The 20,872-nt window shown below is 54.1% G+C and carries 24 protein-coding genes and 2 pseudogenes; 10 read left to right on the plus strand and 16 right to left on the minus strand.

Going from position 1 to position 20,872, the window contains the following annotated elements; genetic code table 11:
* Positions 1 to 1,026: a phage holin family protein gene (locus GS632_RS15200; RefSeq protein ID WP_171176316.1), complete on the minus strand. Its 1,026-nt coding sequence runs from the start codon at positions 1,024 to 1,026 to the stop codon at positions 1 to 3.
* Positions 1,026 to 1,730: a hypothetical protein gene (locus tag GS632_RS15205; RefSeq protein WP_171176314.1), complete on the minus strand. Its 705-nt coding sequence runs from the start codon at positions 1,728 to 1,730 to the stop codon at positions 1,026 to 1,028. Before GS632_RS15205 ends, GS632_RS15200 begins: the two co-directional genes overlap by 1 nt.
* Before the next feature lie 259 nt (positions 1,731 to 1,989).
* Between GS632_RS15205 and GS632_RS15210 the strand changes: the two are divergent.
* The 5 genes and pseudogenes from GS632_RS15210 to GS632_RS15230 all read left to right on the plus strand — a co-directional run bounded on the left by GS632_RS15210 (position 1,990) and on the right by GS632_RS15230 (position 5,475).
* Positions 1,990 to 2,560: pseudogene (locus tag GS632_RS15210) on the plus strand (IS6 family transposase).
* 157 nt (positions 2,561 to 2,717) lie between these two features.
* Positions 2,718 to 3,020: pseudogene (locus GS632_RS15215) on the plus strand (IS6 family transposase); the annotation flags it as partial.
* Between the two features lie 37 nt (positions 3,021 to 3,057).
* The gene (locus tag GS632_RS15220) at positions 3,058 to 3,324 is read left to right on the plus strand and encodes a MerR family DNA-binding protein (protein WP_371809897.1); all 267 of its coding nucleotides are present in this window, start codon (positions 3,058 to 3,060) and stop codon (positions 3,322 to 3,324) included.
* Between the two features lie 109 nt (positions 3,325 to 3,433).
* Entirely contained in the window at positions 3,434 to 4,831 is a 1,398-nt protein-coding gene (locus GS632_RS22380) for a sensor histidine kinase (protein WP_171721270.1), read from the plus strand.
* Entirely contained in the window at positions 4,828 to 5,475 is a 648-nt protein-coding gene (locus GS632_RS15230) for a response regulator transcription factor (protein WP_171091450.1), read from the plus strand. Before GS632_RS22380 ends, GS632_RS15230 begins: the two co-directional genes overlap by 4 nt.
* Positions 5,476 to 5,549: 74 nt before the next feature.
* Here GS632_RS15230 and GS632_RS22010 read toward each other — a convergent pair whose 3' ends face one another.
* The 4 genes from GS632_RS22010 to GS632_RS15250 all read right to left on the minus strand — a co-directional run bounded on the left by GS632_RS22010 (position 5,550) and on the right by GS632_RS15250 (position 8,972).
* A complete protein-coding gene (locus GS632_RS22010; RefSeq protein ID WP_216599088.1) occupies positions 5,550 to 6,383 on the minus strand; it encodes a hypothetical protein in 834 nt (277 codons plus the stop codon).
* Between the two features lie 159 nt (positions 6,384 to 6,542).
* Positions 6,543 to 7,424, minus strand: a complete 882-nt coding sequence (locus GS632_RS15240) for a cation diffusion facilitator family transporter (protein ID WP_171237981.1) — start codon at positions 7,422 to 7,424, stop codon at positions 6,543 to 6,545.
* Between the two features lie 158 nt (positions 7,425 to 7,582).
* Positions 7,583 to 8,491: a cytochrome c gene (locus GS632_RS15245; protein ID WP_348540081.1), complete on the minus strand. Its 909-nt coding sequence runs from the start codon at positions 8,489 to 8,491 to the stop codon at positions 7,583 to 7,585.
* A gap of 13 nt (positions 8,492 to 8,504) precedes the next feature.
* Positions 8,505 to 8,972, minus strand: coding sequence for a cytochrome c (locus tag GS632_RS15250; RefSeq protein ID WP_171176297.1), 468 nt, complete (start codon positions 8,970 to 8,972; stop codon positions 8,505 to 8,507).
* An 86-nt stretch (positions 8,973 to 9,058) separates the two neighbouring features.
* Here GS632_RS15250 and GS632_RS15255 point away from each other — a divergent pair, with 86 nt between their 5' ends.
* The 3 genes from GS632_RS15255 (at position 9,059) to GS632_RS15265 (ending at position 10,986) form a co-directional block, all read left to right on the plus strand.
* Positions 9,059 to 9,904, plus strand: a complete 846-nt coding sequence (locus GS632_RS15255; RefSeq protein ID WP_171176295.1) for a LysR family transcriptional regulator — start codon at positions 9,059 to 9,061, stop codon at positions 9,902 to 9,904.
* 221 nt (positions 9,905 to 10,125) lie between these two features.
* Positions 10,126 to 10,716, plus strand: coding sequence for a Crp/Fnr family transcriptional regulator (locus GS632_RS15260; RefSeq protein WP_171237980.1), 591 nt, complete (start codon positions 10,126 to 10,128; stop codon positions 10,714 to 10,716).
* Positions 10,717 to 10,791: 75 nt separating this feature from the next.
* Positions 10,792 to 10,986, plus strand: a complete 195-nt coding sequence (locus tag GS632_RS15265; protein WP_170702973.1) for a DUF2892 domain-containing protein — start codon at positions 10,792 to 10,794, stop codon at positions 10,984 to 10,986.
* Between the two features lie 588 nt (positions 10,987 to 11,574).
* On the opposite strand, the gene GS632_RS15270 is transcribed toward GS632_RS15265, so the two are convergent.
* From GS632_RS15270 to GS632_RS15310, 9 genes are all read right to left on the minus strand, one after another.
* Positions 11,575 to 13,626 (minus strand): alpha/beta fold hydrolase, encoded by a 2,052-nt coding sequence (locus GS632_RS15270; RefSeq protein ID WP_171721269.1) that lies wholly within the window; start codon positions 13,624 to 13,626, stop codon positions 11,575 to 11,577.
* A 115-nt stretch (positions 13,627 to 13,741) separates the two neighbouring features.
* Positions 13,742 to 14,242 carry a hypothetical protein gene (locus GS632_RS15275; RefSeq protein ID WP_171237978.1) on the minus strand — a complete coding sequence of 167 codons (501 nt, stop codon included), beginning with the start codon at positions 14,240 to 14,242 and terminating at the stop codon, positions 13,742 to 13,744.
* Positions 14,243 to 14,264: 22 nt separating this feature from the next.
* Positions 14,265 to 14,552, minus strand: a complete 288-nt coding sequence (locus tag GS632_RS15280; RefSeq protein ID WP_171721268.1) for a hypothetical protein — start codon at positions 14,550 to 14,552, stop codon at positions 14,265 to 14,267.
* A gap of 197 nt (positions 14,553 to 14,749) precedes the next feature.
* Positions 14,750 to 15,058 (minus strand): hypothetical protein, encoded by a 309-nt coding sequence (locus GS632_RS15285; protein ID WP_171237976.1) that lies wholly within the window; start codon positions 15,056 to 15,058, stop codon positions 14,750 to 14,752.
* Between the two features lie 7 nt (positions 15,059 to 15,065).
* Entirely contained in the window at positions 15,066 to 15,314 is a 249-nt protein-coding gene (locus GS632_RS15290; protein ID WP_170461186.1) for a hypothetical protein, read from the minus strand.
* 32 nt (positions 15,315 to 15,346) lie between these two features.
* Positions 15,347 to 15,511, minus strand: a complete 165-nt coding sequence (locus GS632_RS15295) for a hypothetical protein (protein WP_170461188.1) — start codon at positions 15,509 to 15,511, stop codon at positions 15,347 to 15,349.
* Between the two features lie 48 nt (positions 15,512 to 15,559).
* Positions 15,560 to 15,862 (minus strand): hypothetical protein, encoded by a 303-nt coding sequence (locus tag GS632_RS15300; RefSeq protein ID WP_171237975.1) that lies wholly within the window; start codon positions 15,860 to 15,862, stop codon positions 15,560 to 15,562.
* An 88-nt stretch (positions 15,863 to 15,950) separates the two neighbouring features.
* Positions 15,951 to 16,367 carry a hypothetical protein gene (locus tag GS632_RS15305; protein ID WP_171721267.1) on the minus strand — a complete coding sequence of 139 codons (417 nt, stop codon included), beginning with the start codon at positions 16,365 to 16,367 and terminating at the stop codon, positions 15,951 to 15,953.
* A gap of 8 nt (positions 16,368 to 16,375) precedes the next feature.
* On the minus strand, positions 16,376 to 16,999 hold the full coding sequence (locus tag GS632_RS15310; protein WP_171721266.1) for a hypothetical protein: 624 nt from the start codon (positions 16,997 to 16,999) through the stop codon (positions 16,376 to 16,378).
* A gap of 178 nt (positions 17,000 to 17,177) precedes the next feature.
* On the opposite strand from GS632_RS15310, the gene GS632_RS15315 reads away from it, so the two are divergent.
* Entirely contained in the window at positions 17,178 to 18,263 is a 1,086-nt protein-coding gene (locus GS632_RS15315; protein WP_171721265.1) for a helix-turn-helix domain-containing protein, read from the plus strand.
* 508 nt (positions 18,264 to 18,771) lie between these two features.
* Here the strand turns inward: GS632_RS15315 and GS632_RS15320 are convergent.
* The gene (locus tag GS632_RS15320) at positions 18,772 to 19,467 is read right to left on the minus strand and encodes a TetR/AcrR family transcriptional regulator (RefSeq protein ID WP_171237971.1); all 696 of its coding nucleotides are present in this window, start codon (positions 19,465 to 19,467) and stop codon (positions 18,772 to 18,774) included.
* 202 nt (positions 19,468 to 19,669) lie between these two features.
* On the opposite strand from GS632_RS15320, the gene GS632_RS15330 reads away from it, so the two are divergent.
* Positions 19,670 to 20,629 carry an NAD(P)H-dependent oxidoreductase gene (locus tag GS632_RS15330; RefSeq protein ID WP_253284488.1) on the plus strand — a complete coding sequence of 320 codons (960 nt, stop codon included), beginning with the start codon at positions 19,670 to 19,672 and terminating at the stop codon, positions 20,627 to 20,629.
* The last annotated feature ends 243 nt before the right edge of the window (positions 20,630 to 20,872 follow it).

A 20,872-nucleotide genomic window follows, 5' to 3' on the forward strand; every position in this document is an offset into this window, starting at 1 on the left:
TTAAGAATTCACATTGCCGGGGTGGGTCGAGGAAATGACGCCTGGTTTTTGCGTTTTGACTCTGGTGTTCAGAGGTTCGTGCTCTGACATGAAGTCGCCAAAAGCCGCGTACAGATCTGTATCGGACTTGGCCTGGTTTTCGACAAAGAAGTCAGCGAATTTCTGTTGTAAATAGAGCGCCTTCAGAACTGAAGGTAGATCGTCATACTTGGCCGGGGCTAAGGGTTTTTCACCGTTTTGGATGGCGTAGCGAATGAAGATCACTGCAAGAACAAGTCCAAGCAGAATCGCGAAGAGACCAGTGGCAAGGCTGGAAAGACCCAAGAATGGCACGGTTGCGATACCGAAGAGCCAGAGCACTAGCGAGAACAGACCGATCGCCAGCGGGGCAACCGCGCCGATGATCAGTTGCGTAAGTGGCAGATTGTGGAATTCTGGCAGCTCCAGGTAGTAATCATGGAACGGCATCGTAGTTTCGACATGGCATTTGTCGAGGTAATCCCCGAACTGCTCTGCCGAATTGACGTGTTCGAAGCCGTAGCAGTTAGAGTACACCGCACGAAGCTCTTCTTCCATTGTTCTCCAGAGCTCGCCTGCATATGAAGCGCGCACTTCGCGTTGTTGTTCGGCGCTCAGAGTGGTGGGTAGCCGATCGCCATCTTTCAAAACCGCGTCCACATCCGCGCAGAATACCAAATAGGGCGTTTTCAGTTCATCCACATGCTGGGGAATGATCGGGGGAGGGCTACGCCTAAGGCGGGCGACCAACGTATTTTGCGTGTTGCGTCCGTTATAGACCACATCGCTAAGCACAAACATACGCGCCAAGTGGTTGCGGGTGTTACGGGCAAAGGGGCTGTTGAATTTGGTATGTTCGGTGGCCGGTGACTGATGAGCTGTGGGCAATTCGGCAAGCGCGATGCGAGCGCGTTGCTCGAAAGAGGTTTGAGGATCGTCCTTTGGGGCACCGGGTTTGATCGGGGCAAGCGTGGTCAGGAAAATATGGCCGGAATCGAGGTCGGGCATCAGCGATCTCCCTGTGGCTTTGGAGCGGCTTTGGCTGAAGCGCGTAGGGTGTCAAAGCCGGATTGTGCCTTGTTGACGAATTTCTCACGATTAACGTCCGCACGTTCGGTATCGAGGCTCGCGACGGGTCCGAAGCCAGGATCACCAAGGCCCTTTTGCATAACATAAGCGGCGTCGCGGTAGGCATCGGCGAATTCTTCGGGGGAAGATCTTCCATGTTTTTCAGTAAGGTCGCGCAGTTGGTCATAGATCAGCAGGCTGGTCTTGATGTCACGTTGGGCAGAGCCGGGCGTGGCGTTGTAGTAATAGTCGGTATCGATCTGGTTGTAGGTGATGTAGTTCTTGAACGGCGTAATCGGGATCGACTTGGGGTACTTGATCGAGGAAAACCAGAACAGGTCAAGACCTGACGGGATACCGTCGGAAAAGGCATCGATATACTGGTCCCATGTTCCGTTGAAGTTTGAGCAGAAAAGCACATAGTCGTCTTCTACCTGCTCTTTACCTTGGCCGAGATCGGGCCAGTCCTTGGGTTTGATGATTACCCAGCGGGCGAAGTGAATAAGTGACAGCCCTAGCAGTCCAAGCAAATTTGATGGAACTCCGCGTGCCGCCATGAACAGCAAGCGGTTGATCCAGGTTATTCTTGGATTGCTGGGCGTGACCACATTCATTGCATAGGCTTTACCGGCAATATTCGACATGGCGATCCCTTTCGTTAGCAAATTGATTTTAAAAATTGCGCATGCATAGCGATCCTAATTGAACGTTATCACTGCTGTAGAATGAGTCGAGGAATAATGGCGGTAGCTGAAGATGCTAGGTTCAGGACTCATAACGCGTAAATAACAACTGCTGCGTGGACGATTGCTTAAGGATGTGTCGCAAACTTTGGGCCTGGATTAACGAGCATATAGATTTCGATCTTTGGTGTCCGCGTATTGTTCTCCAACAGGTTTCAGCATGATTTCCTTGAAAGGCTGTCATTTTCCAAAGGATGCAGTTTTGTGCGCCGTTTACTTCTACCTGCGGCACACGGTTTCTTATCGTGACTTGAAAGAGATCATGGCGCATGGACGAAACCAATATTCGTGTGCGCGGGAAGTGGATGTATCTCTATCGAGCGGTCGACGAAGTGGAAAACACTCTTGATTTCACGCTGTCTGAGCGGCGAAATCGTCCAGAAGCCACCAGGTTCTTTGCCAAAGCACTGTCGTCAAACGGAATCCCAAACAAAATCGTTATAGACAAGAGTGGTGCAAATGCAGCCGGCAGTCGAGAAGTGAACAGAATCCTGAAGCGGTTCGGATGCTCTGCCAAAGTACAAGCGATCAGGTCCAAATATCTAAACAAAATGATCGAGTAGGATCACAGTTTCATCAAACGACACGTGCGGCACATGTGCGGGTTCAAGCCGTTCAGATCCGCCTCGGCTACTCTGGACGGCATTGAGGTCGCCAACACGATCCGCAAGCAGCAATTTCCCAGCACTACCACGTCGGGCTTTCTGCAATTTGTCGAGATCGCAGGATAGTCGTGTCCGGCAGGTCGCTGGCACGGGCCGTTCTAAAAGTTTGCGACACATCCATGCTCCTGACCCTAGATAGGATCTGTTGCAAACTTTTTGTCATTGACGCTCAAGAACACAGAGAGTGAATAGCGGCCGGTGTAATTCAGCCGAAAGCCAGCTCATGATCTCCTTTAAAGGCGCTCAATATCCCAAGGATGTGATCCTCTTTGCTGTGTTCTTCTACCTTCGATACGGCGTGTCATATCGGGATCTGGAAGAAATCATGTCCGAGCGCGGCGTTGCGGTAGATCACACGACGCTGAACCGTTGGGTGACGAAATACGCTAGTGCAATTGCCGATGTTGCGCGCAGACGAAAGGGACTGTGCGACCGTTCTTGGAGAATGGAGGAGACTTACATCAAGGTAATAAGCAACTGGGTCTATCTCTATCGAGCCGTCGACAAGCACGGCAAGACCCGCACGAGCTCTGAACAATCGTCGCCTCTATTCAGCAAACGATGTGGGTAGACTTCGGTTTTTGAAGAAATGCCGCGACCTGGGGTTTCCTCTATCTGACGCAAAGGCGCTTTTGGAGCTGTCAGAAGGGAGTACCGAAGACTGCCGATCAGTGAAAGAACTGGCCGAGGCACACATTGCCAGCGTTCGAAGCAAGATTGATGAGCTCAGACGTTTGGAGCGCGCCTTGAGTGAGCTTACGGCCAATTGTGATAGCGGAAACGTTCAATGCCCGATGCTGCAAAGACTTAGAACGATGGATGATATCTGACTCTGGCCGCTGGGCGGAATCAAAGAGTCTGAGATTTAGCCAGATCGCGTCAGACCAAGGTCTGTGGTGCGGTAACAGATTGTAGTTCATAGTCGATTTCACGATGAGAGTGAAAGTAGCTGACCTGACGATTGGCAATTGGTCGTTGTCGCGAGTGTTTCTTGCGGCCAGCATCGTTGTGATGGGCACTGCTACTGCAATCGTCGGGGTGTGGGTGTCAAATCGAATCCAGAACGCAGTCGTGCAAAACTCCGCTAACTCTGCGGCTCTATATATGGAAAGCGTAGTATCCCCGCTCAGCCAGGAATTGGCACATGGCGATCGCCTTTCAGAGCAAGCGAGCCTGGCGCTGGACGAGATTTTTATGACCCAACCAATGCGTGACCGCATCGTTTCCTACAAATTCTGGAAGCAAGGCGGTGTGATTGCGCATGCCTCGGATACAGACATCATTGGAAACAGTTTCAATCCAACAGATGACTTAAGGCGGGCGTGGAGCGGTGATATCTCCGGCTCTTTCGAAGAGCTTGATCATGCCGAAAGCGCCGCAGAGGCGGCATTGGGAATACCATTACTTGAAGTTTACAGCCCCATCCGCGAACTCTGGTCCGGCGAAATCATCGCAGTTGCTGAGTTCTACGAAAGAGCTGATCAGCTTGAGTTAGACTTAGCCCAGGCCAGGCGAACAAGTTGGTTGGTCGTCGGTTCCGCATTTCTGGCATGTACGATTGTTCTGTATTCCATCGTTGCAATTGGCGACAAAACAATTCGACGACAGGGGGCTCTTCTTAAACAGCGCCTGACAGAAAGTGAGAGGATGGCTGAGCAGAATGCGCTGCTGCGGTCGCGTGTGGTCGAGGCGTCAGAAAGATATGCCACGCAAACAGATCGGTTCCTCAAGAATCTTGGAGCTGAGCTACATGATGGCCCTGCGCAATACCTGTCGCTCGCCGCCCTTAGACTGGAGGCGGCGTTTTCCAAAGGGTCCGAAAGACCTAAAGAGGCAGAGGAAATTCAGCAATCCCTGCAAAAATCTCTTGCTGAAATTCGTGCAATATCGCGAGGGCTGTCCGCGCCAGATATCGACAGCCTGTCATTCGCCGATGTTGTGAAGAGAGCAGTGGAGGATCACGCCGAACACAGCCCGTTGCGACCGGAGATTTCGTTCTTGGGTAGCCAGGCCCCAGAGTTGTCATTGTCCGACAAGCTGTGCATTTTTCGGTTCCTTCAGGAAACGCTTTCCAATGCCGCGAGGTATGCCCCAGATTCCAACTGCACTGTTACTTCTGAGGTGCAAACCGACCGCATAATTATAAAGGTCAAAGACGACGGGCCTGGATTTAGAAAGTCAGAAGAATCCGCATTGCGTGACGATGGAGGCCAGGGGCTTATGGGCTTGCGAGATCGAGTCGAGAGCATTGGCGGCAAGTTTGAAGTCGTATCGAGACCGGGCGAAGGCACCACCATTGCTATGACACTCTTTCCCAGAAAGTTAGGCACATCATGACTACATCCGTCGTAATAGCTGATGATCACCCGATATTCAGGGATGGTTTGCGACGCACACTAGATGAAGCTGATGGTTTCAAAGTTTTGGCTGCCGGTTCCAATGCTGAAGAGGCAGTGTCGCTGGTCGGCACGCATCAGCCGGACATAGCTATTCTTGACCTCTCGATGCCCGGTGGCGGGATAAGCGCGACACGTAAAATTGCGGCAATGGAAAATCCACCCGTCATTGCAATCTTGACGGTCTCAGAGAACAGCAGCGATGTCGCGGACGCCTTGGAGGCGGGCGCTATTGGGTACATTGTGAAGGGAGTAACCGCGAGCGAACTAACCGCTTCCTTACGCAGCATCGCCGCAGGTGAAGGGTTCGTTTCTCCGGGCTTGGCCTCGCGGGTATTGCTGCAAATCAATGCTGACACCGGCATGTCTATTAACAGCAGCATTCTCGATGACCTTACGCATCGTGAGGAAGAAATACTTCGACGCGTGGCCAAAGGACTGAGCAATCGTGAAATCGCTGACGAGTTAGACCTTCAGGAAAAGACCGTGAAGCACTACATGACGGCAATCCTGTCCAAGCTTCATGCGCGAAATCGGGTAGAGGCTGCAATCATAGCCCATGATGTATGGAACAAAGCAGAATAACTTCTTTTTCTTTCAAGACGATGGCGGCCCTCACCAAGAGAAGCCGCCAACGAATCTTCGACTGGAGTTGCTGTTCAGTTAGCAACCGCCTGTAGCCTCCGGCGATCAGATGCCGTTGCGTTTCTCTCAACAACAGTCCGGTTGTACGGGTCTTTCAACTCGTAGCGCCCGAACTCGATCTCTTCCTTCCAACCATTGGCATAGTTAACTTCGATGTTGTTGCCTTGGATTTCCACTTTCGTGGGCCGACTTCCGGCAGTGCCGCCTTGCCCAGAGGAACGCACGCTGTCGATTGAGATACCATTCGCTAGAGACCGAAGCCTAGAGACGTCAGCGCCAGTCGCGGGGCGCTCCTCAACGGTTCGGTTCTGAGCATTCTTTCTCTCATACCGACCGTTTTCGATCTCTTCCTTGGTTCCGTCGGCGTAACGCACTTCAATGCCGTTAGCGCTTGTTTCGACCTTCGTTATCCCCGCCGAACCCGACGGTTTGCCCCCTGCTTGAGACCGATCCTTCTTTCCGCTAGCTTCATTGGAACGTTTGGAGTCATCATCGTCATCATCATCGTCATCATCATCGTCGTCGCGACCACTTTTTCCTGACCCCGAATTGTCATCACGGTCATCATCTCTGTCGTCGTCGCGATCATCATCTCTATCGTCATCACGATCATCATCCCGGTCATCGTCTCGGCCGCTGCTACCGGACCCTGAGTTGTCGTCTCGGTCATCATCTCTGTCGTCGCGACCATCCCCGTCGCTTCCCCTGCCGCTCTTGGCAAAGGCATATGACGGTTCAAAGTGTAGGCGACCATCGGCATCAAACGCTGGCACATAAGGCGTCGCCGCAATCAACGAAGCCAACGCCGCTGTACTAAGAAGTTGACCCAGCTTTCTTTGAATTTTCATTTTCGCCTCCAATTCTGAGCATCACGTTTCGTGACGTTGGAGACAGGTTACTTCTGGTTCGGCTGTCCCACATCGGGCTTAAGTCTGACGAATTTCAAGCCGAACGTCTTAATCAGATCAGTCAAGCCGATAGTGTTTTTGTAGAGCCAAATGACCAGTTTAGTGGGATCTAACTCCGTCACCCTTCAATTCGTCATCAGGTTCGAGATGAATGACAAAGACCGAACCCGGGTACAAACGCTCCAATTCTTCCTCGATGTCGTTGCATATATCGTGTGCCGCGCTGACTGGCATCGTGCCGTCCACAACAAGATGAAACTCCACGAAGATGACATTTGCGGACCTGCGCCCTTTGAGGTCGTGGTACTCTAAGGCTGCGCCGAGATTTGCTTCGATTGCATTAGAAACGGTCTGCAAGTCATGATCCGAAAGGGTCGCATCCATGAGGCCATCGACGGACGCCCGAATAACTTTCCAGCCCTCCCACAAGATGTTCAGCGCAACAAGAATTGCCAAGATTGGGTCGAGGATCAACCAGCCGGTGGCAAGCGCCAGTATCAGACCTGCGATGACACCAACTGAAGTCATGACATCTGTAAAAATGTGCCGGGAGCTTGCCTCCAATGCAGGCGAACCCTCGCGCCTGCCGATTTTGAGCAATAGGCAGGCCCATGCGCCATTCACGCCCGTTGCAACGACGTTGACGACGATTCCAAGAAGCGGCGCATCCTCAAGATGCGGGTTTGGGAGTGCCAATACAGCTTCTCTGATGATCAAGAACGCCGCCAGCACAATCAGTACGCCCTCGACGACAGCGGAAAGATACTCGGCCTTTTTGTGACCAAAGGGGTGGTTTTCATCAGGGGGTTTATTGGCAACCCGAACCGCAAAGTATGCCAGCAACGCCGCAACGACATTCACGGTAGATTCCATTGCGTCCGACAACAACGCGACCGAGCCTGTCAGCCACCAAGCGAGAAGTTTCAGAGCCAGTACGGCAATGGATATCGGAATGGACCAAAGAGCGATTTTTTGTGTCATTTGGCCACGACCCTCAGTCAATCATGAACAGAAACTCGGTTGTTTGGTGAGCTCCGACGTTCAAAACCTAAAACAGGTGTTTGATGAAAAGGGAATAGGCCTTACGGCTTCCTACCGGCGACAGCATCAGATCCCCGCGGCATGGCGCCAAACGACTGTTACTCAGATGGAAGCCGCGTCGACGAAACGGGAACAGCTTTGAGATACGCGGCAATCGCCAAACGATCCTCATCCGTGAGGCGTGATGTGTTCTCGATGACCTCCACCATCTCGCCACCTGCGCTGTCATAGTCCGGCGTGAAGCCGGATTTCAAGTACTCGGCGATGTCAGCCTCGGACCAATCAAGCTGGTCTGAGGTAAGGCCGGGGATGCGACCTTTCCCGTTTGGATTTGGTGCACCTGTCAGCCAAAGGTCTCGTTTCAGACCACCTAAGCCATTTCGCGGCGTGTGGCATTCGGCGCAGTGACCCAACGCCTCCACCAGATACCGGCCTTGCCTTTGTTGGTTGGTCAGATCACCTTGGACTACCCAACCTGGCGACATGAACAAAAGCTTCCATCCCCCCAGTCCGCGTCGAATGTTGAAGGGAAAGTGAACCTCATGCGGAACGCTTGCAGTTGTGGCTGGTGGCAGAGTGCTGAGGAATGCTTGAAGCGAAACGATGTCATCCGCTGACATGTTGGTGTAAGATGTGTAGGGAAACGCTGGAAAATAGTGCTGCCCTTCGGCTCCGGTCCCATGGATCAAGGCGTTGGCCAGATCAAGGGCAGACCAGAACCCAATACCAACTTCTGGGTGACTGGAAATGTTGGGGGCGATGAACGTGCCAAACTCCGTCTCAAACCGGCGACCACCAGAGAGCATGAGCTTTTCTTCACCAACCGCGTCCGGCGCTGAATGACAGGATGCGCATCCTGCGGCGTGGAAAACGATTTCACCTCTGGCGAGATCTGGGTTCAAACCGTCAAGTTGAGATCGATCCATTCTTTGTGGTCGGGTCAGCACCAAACCGGCCAACCCAACCAAAAGTGCAACGAAAGCAGTGAAAAGGAAAAACCGTTTCACAACTATCTGCCAATTAGTCTTTCGGTGCTCTGTACGCTTTGTGACATGCCGAACAGCTTCCGCCCAGATTGCCCATCGCAGCTTTCAGGGCATCAACATCTTGTCCGGCCGCAGCCTGCATCGCAACAGCTGCGTCTGCCATGGCTTGCCCTTTCGCACCAACGTCAGGGAAGTTTTCCCAGATTGCCGGCAGCGCTCGGGTGGACGGATCGGACACATTGTCAGATCCCTGGGGCCACATCGCGGATTGGTCGATCTGCGTTAGCACAACAAGGTTGTTTGCAGCCCGTGTTGCGGCCTTGGCGTCATAATCCACCTCGCCTTTGGCCATGCCGCCAAGCGTACCAAGATTGAAGGCATAGAGCTGCATGATTGAGGTTCGAGCTTTCACAGCCGGGTTTTCACTTTCGTGGGCGATGGCTGTGCCAATTGCGGTCAATGACAAAAGACCCGCTGCGAAGATTGAGAACTGCTTCATCATGATGTGTCTCCCTGTTCAATGCTCCGAATGTTAGCTTGAACGAATTTTCTTGTAATTGTTTGTTATTGGTCGTCTCTTGTTAATTTATGAACAACGAAAACTGGGACGACATTCGATACGCGCTGGCGGTAAGCAAATACGGCTCACTTAATGCAGCCGCAACGGTCATGGGCGTCACGCACGCCACAGTCTTGCGCAGAGTGGCCGCTTTCGAAGAGCGCAATGGCTGCCGGATTTTTCAAAAAAACCCGTCAGGATATTCCGTTCTGCCCGAAGCTAGTGCGATCTTTTCTGCAATGGAAAGCGTCGAAGACGCAGTGCTGTCGGTGGAGCGAGCGGTTGTCGGGGCAAACCGGTCTCCTATAGGTCACGTGCGAATTACGTCTACCGATAGTCTTTGTCAGATTGTTCTCCCTAGAATACTCAACGAAATCTCACGCCTTTACCCAGGTTTGAACCTGACTCTGCTAAGCCAGAACAGCCACCATGATCTTTCCCGACTAACAGCAGACATTGCTGTGCGCCCTTCGATAAAGCTCGGGGAAGGGCTGATCGGGGAGCGTGCAGGAACGCTGTCCTTCGGTGTCTTTGACGATGGTAGCCCCAATCGCAGGTGGATGAGGCTAGACGGGGCGTTGAGTCGTTCACTTCCTGCCAAATGGCTGGCGCAGAATGTAAGCGCCGACGAAATGACCAATGGAGCAGACAGTTTTCTGGTGCTACAGCAGATGGCGGCCTCGGGAGCTGGTAAAACCTTTCTGCCGTCATTTTTTGGCGACGTGGATACCCGCCTTAAACGGTCACAGGACGTGAATCCTAAGATCGAGGTTCCGCTGTGGGTCGCAACGTTAGAAGAAATCTCGAAAACTCCAAGGTTTGCTGTAGTTCAGAAGGCACTAGTCGAACGCATATCGGAAGCGCTAGCTAAGTGATTTTGGGCAACTGAGACTTTCGAGTTCCTAAATTTTTGACTTTCCAAGTTTGCAAAGCCCAGTCGGAAACGTTCGCATTAGGCTACTCCAATCAACTATGATTGCTACGGAGAACGGCAAAACTGAGCCCAAACTGCACACGAGAAGAATCTAAGGCGATCCGGCTTGAATTGATCGATTCACAAGTTTCTAATCTTCGGGAATTTGGGAGATTTGCGAGAATGAGTATCCTCCGCAGTTTTGCCGCGTCACGGGGCGCAACAGTCTTTCAACCAGGTCAAGCATGTCCAGGCTTCATCATTCTGTCAGAGGGATCAATTCGTGTAACGCTTACAGGCCCGAGCGGACGCGAAGTGGTCCTTTATCGTGTCACGCCGGGCGATGTATGCCTCCAGACTTTGTCATGCCTGATAAAGGACGAGGCCTACGGCGCCGAAGGTGTTGCAGAGACCGACCTGACCGGGCAACTCGTGCTAGCGCACGAGTTTCGAAAAAAGCTCGCCGAGGACGCTGAGTTCCGAGATATGATTATGTTGTCCGTTTCCTCGCGGTTTTCGGAGTACCAGCAGTTGATTGAAGATGTGGCGCTTACGAACTTCGATGCGCGGCTCGCCAAGGCGTTGATAAGGCTTGCCTCTTCAGACAGCAGGGTGAAGGCAACCCACTCCGAACTCGCAAGCGAAACAGCCTCAGGTCGCGCCTACGTTACTCGCAGATTGGCGGCGTTCGCAAAGAAAGGCTGGGTAAAGCAGCATGAGGACGGCATCGCCATACTTGATCGCAAGGAACTGGAACATGTTGCCGCAAGTTAACGGTGACTCTGTCACCGTCTGTCGACGACGCAAAAGGTTAGAATTGGGCATCAATCAACCAAGGAGGATTTAATGATGTCCAGAAATGAAGGAACACTTGATCGCTCACTGCGTATCATTCTCGGCCTTGTGCTGCTGTCTTTGATCTTTGTCGGTCCTCAGACGATGTGGGGGCTTATTGGCATCATCCCACTCATCACAGGTCTATTTGGCGTTTGCCCGATCTACTCCGCTCTAGGGATCAAAACGTGCAGCGTGAAAACGAACTAATGGAAGCTGCATTTCTCGGTATTGGGGGCGATGTCACGCCCTCATAGATTCTCAAGTTGAAGCCCAGTTCACCTTGGCGTTGTCGATCCCAACTGGACTGAGGGCGATCTCAGAATCTTGCGAACCTCGTAAGTCCGCTTCGTCCCGCGAAGCCACATTCGCAGGGTCTTGTTTTGAATGTCCGCTTCGGGCTGCGAACAGTCATAGGCGCGGGAAGCAGCGAAGGTCGAATGCGAGCCCAAAGTGCCGGATGCTGCGGTTCGCACAAATGTCCGAAACGCGCTTTGAAGCGGCTATTAAACTTTGCTTTGTAGTCTTTCCAGTAATGGATGCTGACGATTGTGTCGTATTTTCACTTGATTACAGAGACGCGTGTGTAGCTTGTGTTCATTGATTGTTGTGCTGGTGCAAACTTCAGCTAGGCTGACCAGCGTCGCTCGTTGACGCTCATCCACTACCGCTCCTTAATCGTCGGCGTGGCCTGCGTCGCCATCAATTGCCATTGGGTGTCGGCGGCTGAGGCAAAGCTTGCTCGATCAATGCCGAAGTCCGGATCATCCTTGTTGCAAATAGTGGGCTGTTGTTCACCTAGGGCAGCGGTTCGTCGCGCAGCGCGAAATTCGGCACCAAGCCCGAGGCACACCCAGCGTTAACTGCAGTGTCAGGTTGATCGAAGAAAGCGCCAGCTACATCTCTTGCACATTGCGAGAACAAGGTTGCACCGTGTCCTGTATTCGGGAAGCGCACGAACTGTGATCCGACCAGATTGTCGGCGGCCTGTTCCGACCAGGACGTCGCGGTCTGGATGTCGTTCGTTCCGGTGAAAACCATGGCAGGAAGGGACCCATCGCCGGTGACCGGTGCATGGAAGTCCTCTCCAAGGGTGCCAGTCGGAAACCCGTCACAGGCACCGAGCTCGTAGGCCATCGTGCGCGCCTCCCGCACTGTCAGCCCCGGGATGCGATAGCTTTCGATGCGCTCGCGGACGCGTTCCGCGCTGTTGAAGGGGACAGAGTCATTGCAGGTGAACATGCGCAGTGCGAAGGCCAGTTCGTGGAGCTGCTCGCTGAAGCGGTCCAGATTCCGCAGTCGGCGAAAGATCTCGGAAATGTCGTCCGGCGTCATTTGCCCCACGAGCGATGTCAGGATCTCTGCATCGATCCCGGAGAAGTGTCGGCCCACGAACTGCCCGAGTTCGACGGGCGTTGCGGGGCGCAGGGGCAACGCGACGCGGTCTGCTGCATAGGTGTCATCGAGTGTTGTGCTGTACGGAACATCCTCGAGCTCGCTGAGTGTACGCAGGAACACCGCCGCCAGTGACTCGTCGGCCTCGCTTGCCATGTCCTGGGCCTGCCGGGCCAGAGTCTCGGCGCTTTGCCGGAGTGCATCGCTTTGAGATACAAGTGCGTTGGCCCGATTGAGCATCAGGCGCGCCGGAATACTTGACACGTCTAGTTGAAATGCTGGCGGGGAAGCAGTTTCCGCTTCTGCATAACGCATGAGGGAAAGGGCTTCGAAGAGCGCAGGGTCGCCTTGCGCTAGGTCGTGGATCATGCGCGGCAGGTACCGAACCCGCCACTCACCACCCGCTTGGTTGGCCGACGAAAGGATCAACTGTTCCAGGCTCGCTGCTGTGACCGGTAATCCGCTCTCGGTGGTCAATGGCTGTGCGGAAAGGGCCGTGAATACTCCGTTGAGCGTTTCAACGAGATCGGGATAAGCCTCGGCGCAGGTTGGATCGGAAAGACACATCCCGTAGATGCCGAGGAACGCTTCCTCATTGGTTTCGGGAAGTCGCTCGCGCCAGGCCACATCTGTCGGCAGCACAGAGTCGAGGAGGATCGCGCGCAGACCCGGCGGGTTCTGCCGCAGAACCTCCAGCCCAAGACGTGTGCCGTAGGAATGACCGTAGAGGTTGAAACTGTCGAACCCCAGCGCCTCGGCCACGTGGACGACATCGCGGGCATTGGTGACCGTGTTGTACTGCGACAGGTCCACGCCTTGTTCATTAAGGTGAGCCGCGCACAGGGGGATAAGGTACTTGCCAGCCGCGGCGCCCGGGTTCATCCCCGATGCTTCGGCAATTTCTCCGGCGGCGGCGAAGGCCGCATCGCTGTTGGCTGCGAAAACCTCGTTGCACTCGATCTCCCCCGGGGAGAAGCCCGATCCGCGCTGATCGAAGACAACGATATCGCGTCGGGCGCGCAAGGTTGCCAGTCGTTCCGCGAGCGTGTTCGTCAAACTGGCCAGTTCACCGCCGCCGGGTCCACCATGCAGGTAGATGATCGGATCGGCTGCGGGTGACAGGCTGGTCGACCGCAAAACTCCGTACATCAACTCGATCTGACTGCCGTCCGGGTTATCATAGTCGGCGGGCACGCGAACGATGCCGCAATCGAAGGTTTCGCCTTCAATCTCGGTCACAGTCTGGGTGATGACGTCCGGGCAGGGAACGGGCTCTGGGCGCACCGACGACGTTTGCGCGTTGGCCGCGCCATGGCAGCAGACCTCAGCCATCAGAGCGATAAGTGTAATCGTCGCCCCACGGCGAAACGAACCGCTACAAAGTACAACCAAACTATTGGTTGAATGACCACTCCATTTAAGGATGCCTTGCGAGATGTTTACAAGTTGAAACAAGTAACTCTTATTCCTGCGTTATACGCTAAGCGGTTGGTGGCTTTGCGCAGCCTAGACTGGTCACCTCATTGACTCCCCTAATTTGCAGTAAAGCAATTTCGCAGTTTTTTTTTCGCTACTGTTCACTCCCAAGGAAGCTCTCGGGCAATGCCTTTTCGCAAATGAAGGAGCCGGATCCCCGTGCGCCCTCAACCTTTATGGGAGCTTCCCGAGCGTTCACCACCATGAAGACGCCCTCCATGCCATACACGGCCTGGCCACTGGTAAGGTCGGCTTGATAACGCAGCCGAAGCACATTTGTGGTGACGGCCGCGCGAACGGTCGCGTGAGCCATGCAGACACCGTCGACGCAAGCCCAGACATCTTCACTCGTGAAATCTTCCTCGCTCAGGAACAGGGCTACGTTTGCCGCGTCGTCAGCGTCCCGCACCGCGAGGCGCATGGGCTCGACACGAGTGGCGCTATTGTCATCCTCGGTCCATGCAATAGCACCGGTGCAGGTCGTGAAGGGGCCTCCGAGTGCGTCTTCTATCAACTCGTTGCCCGATGCAGTCGTCGCCAGAGTTGTCGCCGCGAAGAGTGCGCCGATACGCAGGGGGGAAAACAATGATTTCATTTCGTACTCACTCTCTCAGATTCTAAAGAACCTTGGCGCAATTATCTTCGCCGCCAACGACCTCGCCAGGTGCGTCAGTGTCAAAGATCGCTGCCGCATTCGCCGCAGTTTGCGTCAGGCTCTGATCGATTTCTTGGCGCGTCAGTGGCCCCTTGTCTTCGGTTGCCTGTACTGTCATGCAGATGCCCGCCGATGCCCCTGTCGCGATACCGATCCCGGCCGCCGTGCCGCCGATCAGCGATCCATCGAAAATCGCGCCACCGATAAAGCCGATGATCAAGCCAACAATTCCAATAATCACCTTACCCAAATCTTCTCTCCCTGCTAGAACGCGACGGCTTTCAGGGCCAAACCAAGTTAAGGATGAACACGGCCGCACCTATTCCGAAGAACAGCGGCCAACTCCATCTTGGGCCACCCTCCTTGTGCGGCACGTAGAGACCAGCTTTGTGCATGCCGATCATCACGACAAATATGAGAACTCCCGTTAAGAGCGCATGTGCAAGATCAAAGTGCATCTGACCCTCCCTTGTCTGGTTTTGTTTTTTGAGCTTTGTCGCTTCTAAAGTAGCGACAAAGCAATGTCAGGATAAGAATATTGAGCAGCGGCACAAAGGCCGCCAGCGACGGCAACAAAACGTCCGGAACGCCATCTGACCACAGGAGCCATGGCAAACCTAACGGCAACAAGAAGATGCCTGAAAGCGGATCCTGCTCCTGACCGAAGAGTCCGAAGGTTCCGATCAGAAGCAACGCCAAGGCCACGAGGTACAATACCCCGACGATCCGAATGACCCAATTGCATAGCCCGGCCATCTATTCGTCAGTTCGCAAACTGAGAGAACGCCGTGAAAATGCCGTTGTCTTCCTCCCGGCACCCCCAGCTTTCACCATCGACCATCATGCCGACGAAAACACGATTATCCGGTCCGGCTGTGATCACCTCACGGATTGAAATAGTTGCATATGGTCGTCCGACCCTGATCTGTCGAGTGCACTCTTCAACCATGCCCGATGGTGCCACGATATCTTCGTTGCTCTGCGATATCTCAACGCATCCTGTTATGGACATGGCTATCGCAGACGCAACGAAGGCTCGCTTCGTCAGTTGCACGCAGGATAGTTGGCGCGATCCGCTTCCGTCACATCTACCGGGCACTCAGTGTTCCGATTTGCTTCCGAGATATCTGCTTCGGTTGTGAAGGACTGCTCTTCGGCGCATCCCGCCAAGGCAATGAGGACGAGAGAAGTGGCTAGGATTTTGTTCATGGGTTTTCCTTTCAGGATTTTGGGAACGGTGTTTGCCGGCTGAGTGACTCAGCAATCTCCGGCTGGAAGCATGGTCACATCGGAGTAGCGACCATCGGATGTGGTGATGCGAGCACAAGCGCCTGTGCTGCGATTGAACCAAAAGGCCGTGAGGCCATCTGTTCTGATCAACTCATAACCGAGATTCTGAATGCCCATCTCAGCTTGACCGGCGCGCGCGCCTTCGAAGGCCGTCAGATCCGATGAGCTTCCGACGGACGGTTGCCCGGTGGCAGGGCTGGAGGTGTCCGCGCATCCTGACAACGCCACGAGAGCGGCAGCGCCAAGCAGCTGTTTTGAGTACGAAGTCATTCTATCCCCTTCTTTTGTATATCAGATTTGTCGGCTAAGTCTTTTGGCAGAGAACCCCAGGTTTCAGAGGCAAGGTGAAGCGTCCGTCCTAGCAGGAAGCAGACCCGGTTCGCGACCGCCTTTCCGCTTGCAATTCAACGAGCGATTCTTGAATAGAGCTTTCTGTTTTGGCTGCATCGCTTGCTGTTGCATTGGTAGCGTCGTTCCACGCTGCAAGTGCGGTATTGGCCTCTGCTGTCCGCTGAGCGTCCCGGAGGAAAACCACGCGCTGCAATTGCGAAACATTGGAAGCCAGACCTCCTGAGGCCTCCGCCTCTTCCAACGCTTGTAGCGCACCAGGGAGGTTACAGGAAATTGCAAGCTCATTTGCGCGCTTCACCGCATCGCTATCGCCCATGCTGAGTTGTAGGGCGTTGCCCGTCGTGCAAGCGGAAAGCGCGATGGCCGCGGCGGAAACAGAAAGCAATCTGAGCGACGGCCAAAGGCCAATGCCTTTCTTTCGCATGTTTTGGCTCATTCAATTCCAAAGATCACATTGAAGGACTGAGCGCCGTTCGATGTATTGTAAACTTGGACGACATGATCTCCCGATTGCCACAACTGGCCCCGGTACTCCTGATCGGCGCTCATCTCGTCTAGCAAGACGGAGCCATCAGGATTGTAGATGACGTAGGTCATTCCTGGCCCATTCGCTGCGAGCCGGAAATAGAAAAACTGACCGTCGCGCGCGCCTAGAACATAGCGTCGGCTTTCCTGCGGTAACAGTGAGCCTGTCAGTTCCGCTCCCGAGGTTCCTGAAGCGAATGAGACGCGTTCTGTACCAGAACCGGAGGCCCCGGCCATCGCGCCGCCTCCGTCATCAGCAGCCTGCGCAACGGTCAGTTCGGCCACGACCCCGTCGTTCGAGACCAGACAGCGCCAGACGGTATTGCCCGCATCTTGGAACATGATCAGCGAGTTTGCTTCGGAATACTCCGAGGAGATGACGGTTCCGCTCTGGCCATCGGGACCACCGACACTGCGTATCTGGTCGATACAGCCATCTATAGCCGCTTGGTCGACATTCGCGGATGCAGGCCCACCAAGGGACAGCGCCAGAACGGCAGAGAAAGTCGTGACCAAAAGGGGCTTGTTCATTTTGTCGTCTCCTTAAACGCTGTTTTCGATACCGTTTCGGGTGCGTTGGCTCGCTGTTGTGTTGCGCCGCGTGGGGTCTTGGCGGCCTTCAGAAATGCAATATGTGCCACCATTTGCGGGATGACGAATCTTCGAAAAGCTTGCACAAGAAAGGGGAGCAGGATATCCAAAATTCGCTATGATTATCCAAAATCCGCAGTGTGCTAGTAATTTGCACGGCCCGACCGGAGACGGCGCCAACGCATTGATCGGGCTCGCACCTTCTGTGCTACGCAAGGCAGCCGACAATGCATTGCCAACTGCGGTCGGGAGCTTCAAGCTGAGTTCCTTCTACAAGGGCGATCGTTCAAATTTGACAAGGCGGCAGTTCTCAGGATCTGCTCCACTCCAACTGCATGACCCAGTCGATGGAGAGGCGGCGGTCGCGATCAGCGACATCGGCCTGATGAGCTTAGCCTACATCAGATCGACTGGGCATAACGTGGTCGTGCCAGAATACCGACGGCCCAACCTTCTTGTGTCGGTCACCGGCACTTTGTCGAGTAGTAACGGTCATATGCAGTTCAAGCGAAATAGCGAATCCTGGATCCTGTTCGGCCGCGGGAAGCGCGAGACGACTGTCATTTCTGAGCGGAACGCACCATACCAAGCCCTTGTACTGTCCATGCCGTCCAACTTCCTGGGCGACCGCCTGGACCGCGTGGAGGCGCGGGGCGGAATGATATGGGGTGACGCAAATAGTTCAGATGACTTGCATCTGGCCAAACTCACGGTTGCACTTGCAACGCAGGTCTCCGTTTCCACGGATCGGGAAATGGAAATGCACTTGGCGGATGCTTGGAAGACAGTGGTTCTTGCTCAGTTGAACCGCTGCCTCGACATGTGCTTCGGTCCGCGCAGACGCACTCACTCTACCATCGCGCGAGACCTGTCCAGTAGGCATGTCAAAAAGGCAGAGAAACTGATCTACGAACAACCCGATAAAATTGACACCCTCCGGGACATTGCGCTTCATGTTGGCGTTTCTGAACGAACATTGCAGGCCGCATTTCGCAAAGTTCGCGGGGCCACGCCGATGCAAGTGCTGGCCCAAGCTCGACTTCATCACGCTAGGCGAGCCCTAATTGACCCCGAAGGACCTGTCACAGTATCGGCTGTCTGTGCGATGTGTGGCATTGAGCATCACGGAAGGTTCAGCAGGCTCTACAGGCAGACCTTTGGCGAACTTCCTCGCACCACACTCCGATTGCGACGGAACAAATGACCGCTAGATATCTGGCTGTTTAGCTCGGGCAGTTTTCAGGAAGCGTGTTGCACGAATGAAGAGCAGAAAAACTGTCGGTTTGGTCTCTTGGTCACTTCGGCAATCGAGGTTGGTGAACAGAGTTTGTGAACCGTTGAAATGACCCTCCTTTGAAGAGTCAGCCCTCTGGACGTCGGTTTGATCGCCCTTGAAGGATCGGACCGATTGGCAAACTTATCCAATGGATTGGAAGTTTTACATATACACTCTGTTTGCGCTTCGCCCAGCAAGTCCACAAAGCAAGGTGGAGCAGACCTTTGTCATCGCCGCCCGAACGGCTGAAATGTCCGCGACTCGGACATAGCCGCATTTTTCGTCACCGTCCGCTCCTGCGCGAAACGGCCGTTCATGGTCGGAAAATTCAAATCTCGCTTGAAATGTCTGCTAACCGCACCTTATCAGTCACCTGAGCAAAAGACTCGGATGACAGGGTCGAGCCCAAACGGGGCGCTCAATTTAGCTCTCAAATTTAGCACTTGCTCGGATGGCGCGCAGTTTCCAATACAACTCTCAGTACGCGGGCAATTTCCTGTTCGGGCGCTGCATAGATGCCATGTGATTTCTTGTTTCGCCCAATGAACAAGGTAAGCCCCTCAATAGCCGCAGTAACGTGAAGTGCAAGTGCATCGCAGTCGTCTTGTGGCCAGTCGGGACGGGTGGCTCCTATCAGCCCTGCAATCACCTGTCGCTCCAGCTCGTGGATTTTGTCCATCAGCTCGGCCGCAGCATCGTCATGCAATGAACGCGCCCAGAGTTGCGGGAAGAATGCAATCTCTGGTTGGCGCAAGTCCTGAACAAGGAGCGTTACCACCCGTTCGAGCGCAGCTTGCGGTGTTGTTTCGCTCATCTGCAGACACGTCAGGATGTCGTCAGCATAGTTCGCAAGCTGATCGCGAACGAGGCTGTCGAGGAGTTCTGACTTGGTCTTATAGTGATACGTCAGGTTGCCGACGCGCATATCCAAGGCGTTCGCCAGATTCCGCATCGTGTAGTCTTCTGCTCGGGTGCCGATGAAAAGCGCAAAGGCCGCATCAAGTATCCGCCGCTTGGTGCTGTCACCACTGGAAAGCCCGCGGGGTTCCTTTGCAACCGGGCGCTGCACGACCAAATCCTGTAGCAGGTGCGTTACCCTTTCGGGAATGTAGCTTTCAATCTTCTTGTCCATCGATCCAGTTCACTTTGCGTTTTGCAGGTGAGGAACATCACCATGGGCCTGTTTCAATTCTGACAGTGGTCGTAACGCAACATTGACACAGATCACACTGCTCGCCAAGATTAGGACGATAGTCCTAATGACACATGCGTGAGTCGATGACCTATGGGAAAGGTCGTTTCACGAATACTCGGACCAAGACGGGAGCACCCAAATGAGAAGTCCACTCAAACCAATCCTTATGTCGGTGGCAGCTTGTGTACTTTGGGGCGGCTCATCTGTGGCCCAGACCACTGAGCAACCCAATGTCGTATTGATGATGGTCGACAACCTCGGCTGGGGCGAGTTGGGCGTCTACGGCGGCGGAGAGCTAAGGGGGGCCGCGACCCCTCGGCTTGATGCGCTGGCCGCAGAGGGGATGCCGAACCCTGACTTCGACGGGATCACAGGCAACGGCCATTATGCAGATGTGCTGGCCGAGATTGACTTCCGCACAGGGCAAGTCCTCGATGCAATCAGCGACCTTGGCGTTGAAGACAATAGCGTGCGGCGCACCGACAACCCTGTTGCGGCCTATAATTCCATTTCCCGCGCTTTGGCGGACAGTTTCGTGGAAGAATGGAAAACCGTTGATCCGGACGTCGAAATTGTAGTGCGTGACGTCGGATTGACCCCGCCGGATTTCATTTCCAACGATTGGATTGCGTCCGTTTTCACTGCGGAAGAGGAACGCACTCCTGAACAGAACGCTTTGATTAGCTTGTCTGATACGCTAATTGACGAGCTCGACCGCTCCGACATCCTGCTGATTTCGACACCCATGTACAACTACGGAATGCCCGCAGCCCTGAAGGCTTGGTTTGATCAGATTATCCGGATCAATAAGACATTTACGTTTGATTTGGCGCGTGGCGACTTCCCTCTGGAACCGATCATGTCAGGCAAAACCCTGGTGCTACTCACATCGGCTGGCGAATTCGGTTTTGAGGCCGGTGGAATTCGCTATGGCTCGGGTCACCTTTCTGCGCACATCAGCACTTTGCGCCCGTACCTGGGAGCAGAACGCATGTTCGAAGCTGCGGCCGAGTACCAGGAATTCGCTGACGAGCGTCACGAAGCTTCGGTCGCCTCAGCTCAGGCCCAGGCACGTCATATAGCTCGTGAGCTAGCCTAGTCTCGGGCCAGTTTATGGAAAGTAGAACCTGAGGAAAAAACAGGTTTTACATTTCCAACTGATCGCAGCTCACGGTGTGTGAAGCAGGTGGTTAGCTGCAGGTCGGTTCCAAGCCTAAGCACTCGTAGCCCATTTAGGCCTCTATGCTTGGATTGGTTTGCTTGGCAACCCTATCACCTCTCGGATGTGGTCAGGCAGATGAAGATTTTGTGCGAGGATATCCGCCTTTTCTGACAGTGCTTC

The sequence above is a fragment of the Ruegeria sp. HKCCD7296 genome, assembly GCF_013110775.1.
Taxonomy (GTDB): Bacteria; Pseudomonadota; Alphaproteobacteria; order Rhodobacterales; family Rhodobacteraceae; genus Ruegeria.

Coding starts and splice junctions, on each gene's coding strand:
- GS632_RS15200 (WP_171176316.1), bottom strand. CDS start 1,026: ATGCCCGACCTCGATTCCGGCCATATTTTCCTGACCACGCTTGCCCCG.
- GS632_RS15205 (WP_171176314.1), bottom strand. CDS start 1,730: ATGTCGAATATTGCCGGTAAAGCCTATGCAATGAATGTGGTCACGCCC.
- GS632_RS15230 (WP_171091450.1), top strand. CDS start 4,828: ATGACTACATCCGTCGTAATAGCTGATGATCACCCGATATTCAGGGAT.
- GS632_RS22010 (WP_216599088.1), bottom strand. CDS start 6,383: ATGAAAATTCAAAGAAAGCTGGGTCAACTTCTTAGTACAGCGGCGTTG.
- GS632_RS15240 (WP_171237981.1), bottom strand. CDS start 7,424: ATGACACAAAAAATCGCTCTTTGGTCCATTCCGATATCCATTGCCGTA.
- GS632_RS15250 (WP_171176297.1), bottom strand. CDS start 8,972: ATGATGAAGCAGTTCTCAATCTTCGCAGCGGGTCTTTTGTCATTGACC.
- GS632_RS15255 (WP_171176295.1), top strand. CDS start 9,059: ATGAACAACGAAAACTGGGACGACATTCGATACGCGCTGGCGGTAAGC.
- GS632_RS15260 (WP_171237980.1), top strand. CDS start 10,126: ATGAGTATCCTCCGCAGTTTTGCCGCGTCACGGGGCGCAACAGTCTTT.
- GS632_RS15265 (WP_170702973.1), top strand. CDS start 10,792: ATGTCCAGAAATGAAGGAACACTTGATCGCTCACTGCGTATCATTCTC.
- GS632_RS15275 (WP_171237978.1), bottom strand. CDS start 14,242: ATGAAATCATTGTTTTCCCCCCTGCGTATCGGCGCACTCTTCGCGGCG.
- GS632_RS15285 (WP_171237976.1), bottom strand. CDS start 15,058: ATGGCCGGGCTATGCAATTGGGTCATTCGGATCGTCGGGGTATTGTAC.
- GS632_RS15290 (WP_170461186.1), bottom strand. CDS start 15,314: ATGTCCATAACAGGATGCGTTGAGATATCGCAGAGCAACGAAGATATC.
- GS632_RS15295 (WP_170461188.1), bottom strand. CDS start 15,511: ATGAACAAAATCCTAGCCACTTCTCTCGTCCTCATTGCCTTGGCGGGA.
- GS632_RS15300 (WP_171237975.1), bottom strand. CDS start 15,862: ATGACTTCGTACTCAAAACAGCTGCTTGGCGCTGCCGCTCTCGTGGCG.
- GS632_RS15305 (WP_171721267.1), bottom strand. CDS start 16,367: ATGCGAAAGAAAGGCATTGGCCTTTGGCCGTCGCTCAGATTGCTTTCT.
- GS632_RS15310 (WP_171721266.1), bottom strand. CDS start 16,999: ATGAACAAGCCCCTTTTGGTCACGACTTTCTCTGCCGTTCTGGCGCTG.
- GS632_RS15315 (WP_171721265.1), top strand. CDS start 17,178: ATGATTATCCAAAATCCGCAGTGTGCTAGTAATTTGCACGGCCCGACC.
- GS632_RS15320 (WP_171237971.1), bottom strand. CDS start 19,467: ATGGACAAGAAGATTGAAAGCTACATTCCCGAAAGGGTAACGCACCTG.
- GS632_RS15330 (WP_253284488.1), top strand. CDS start 19,670: ATGAGAAGTCCACTCAAACCAATCCTTATGTCGGTGGCAGCTTGTGTA.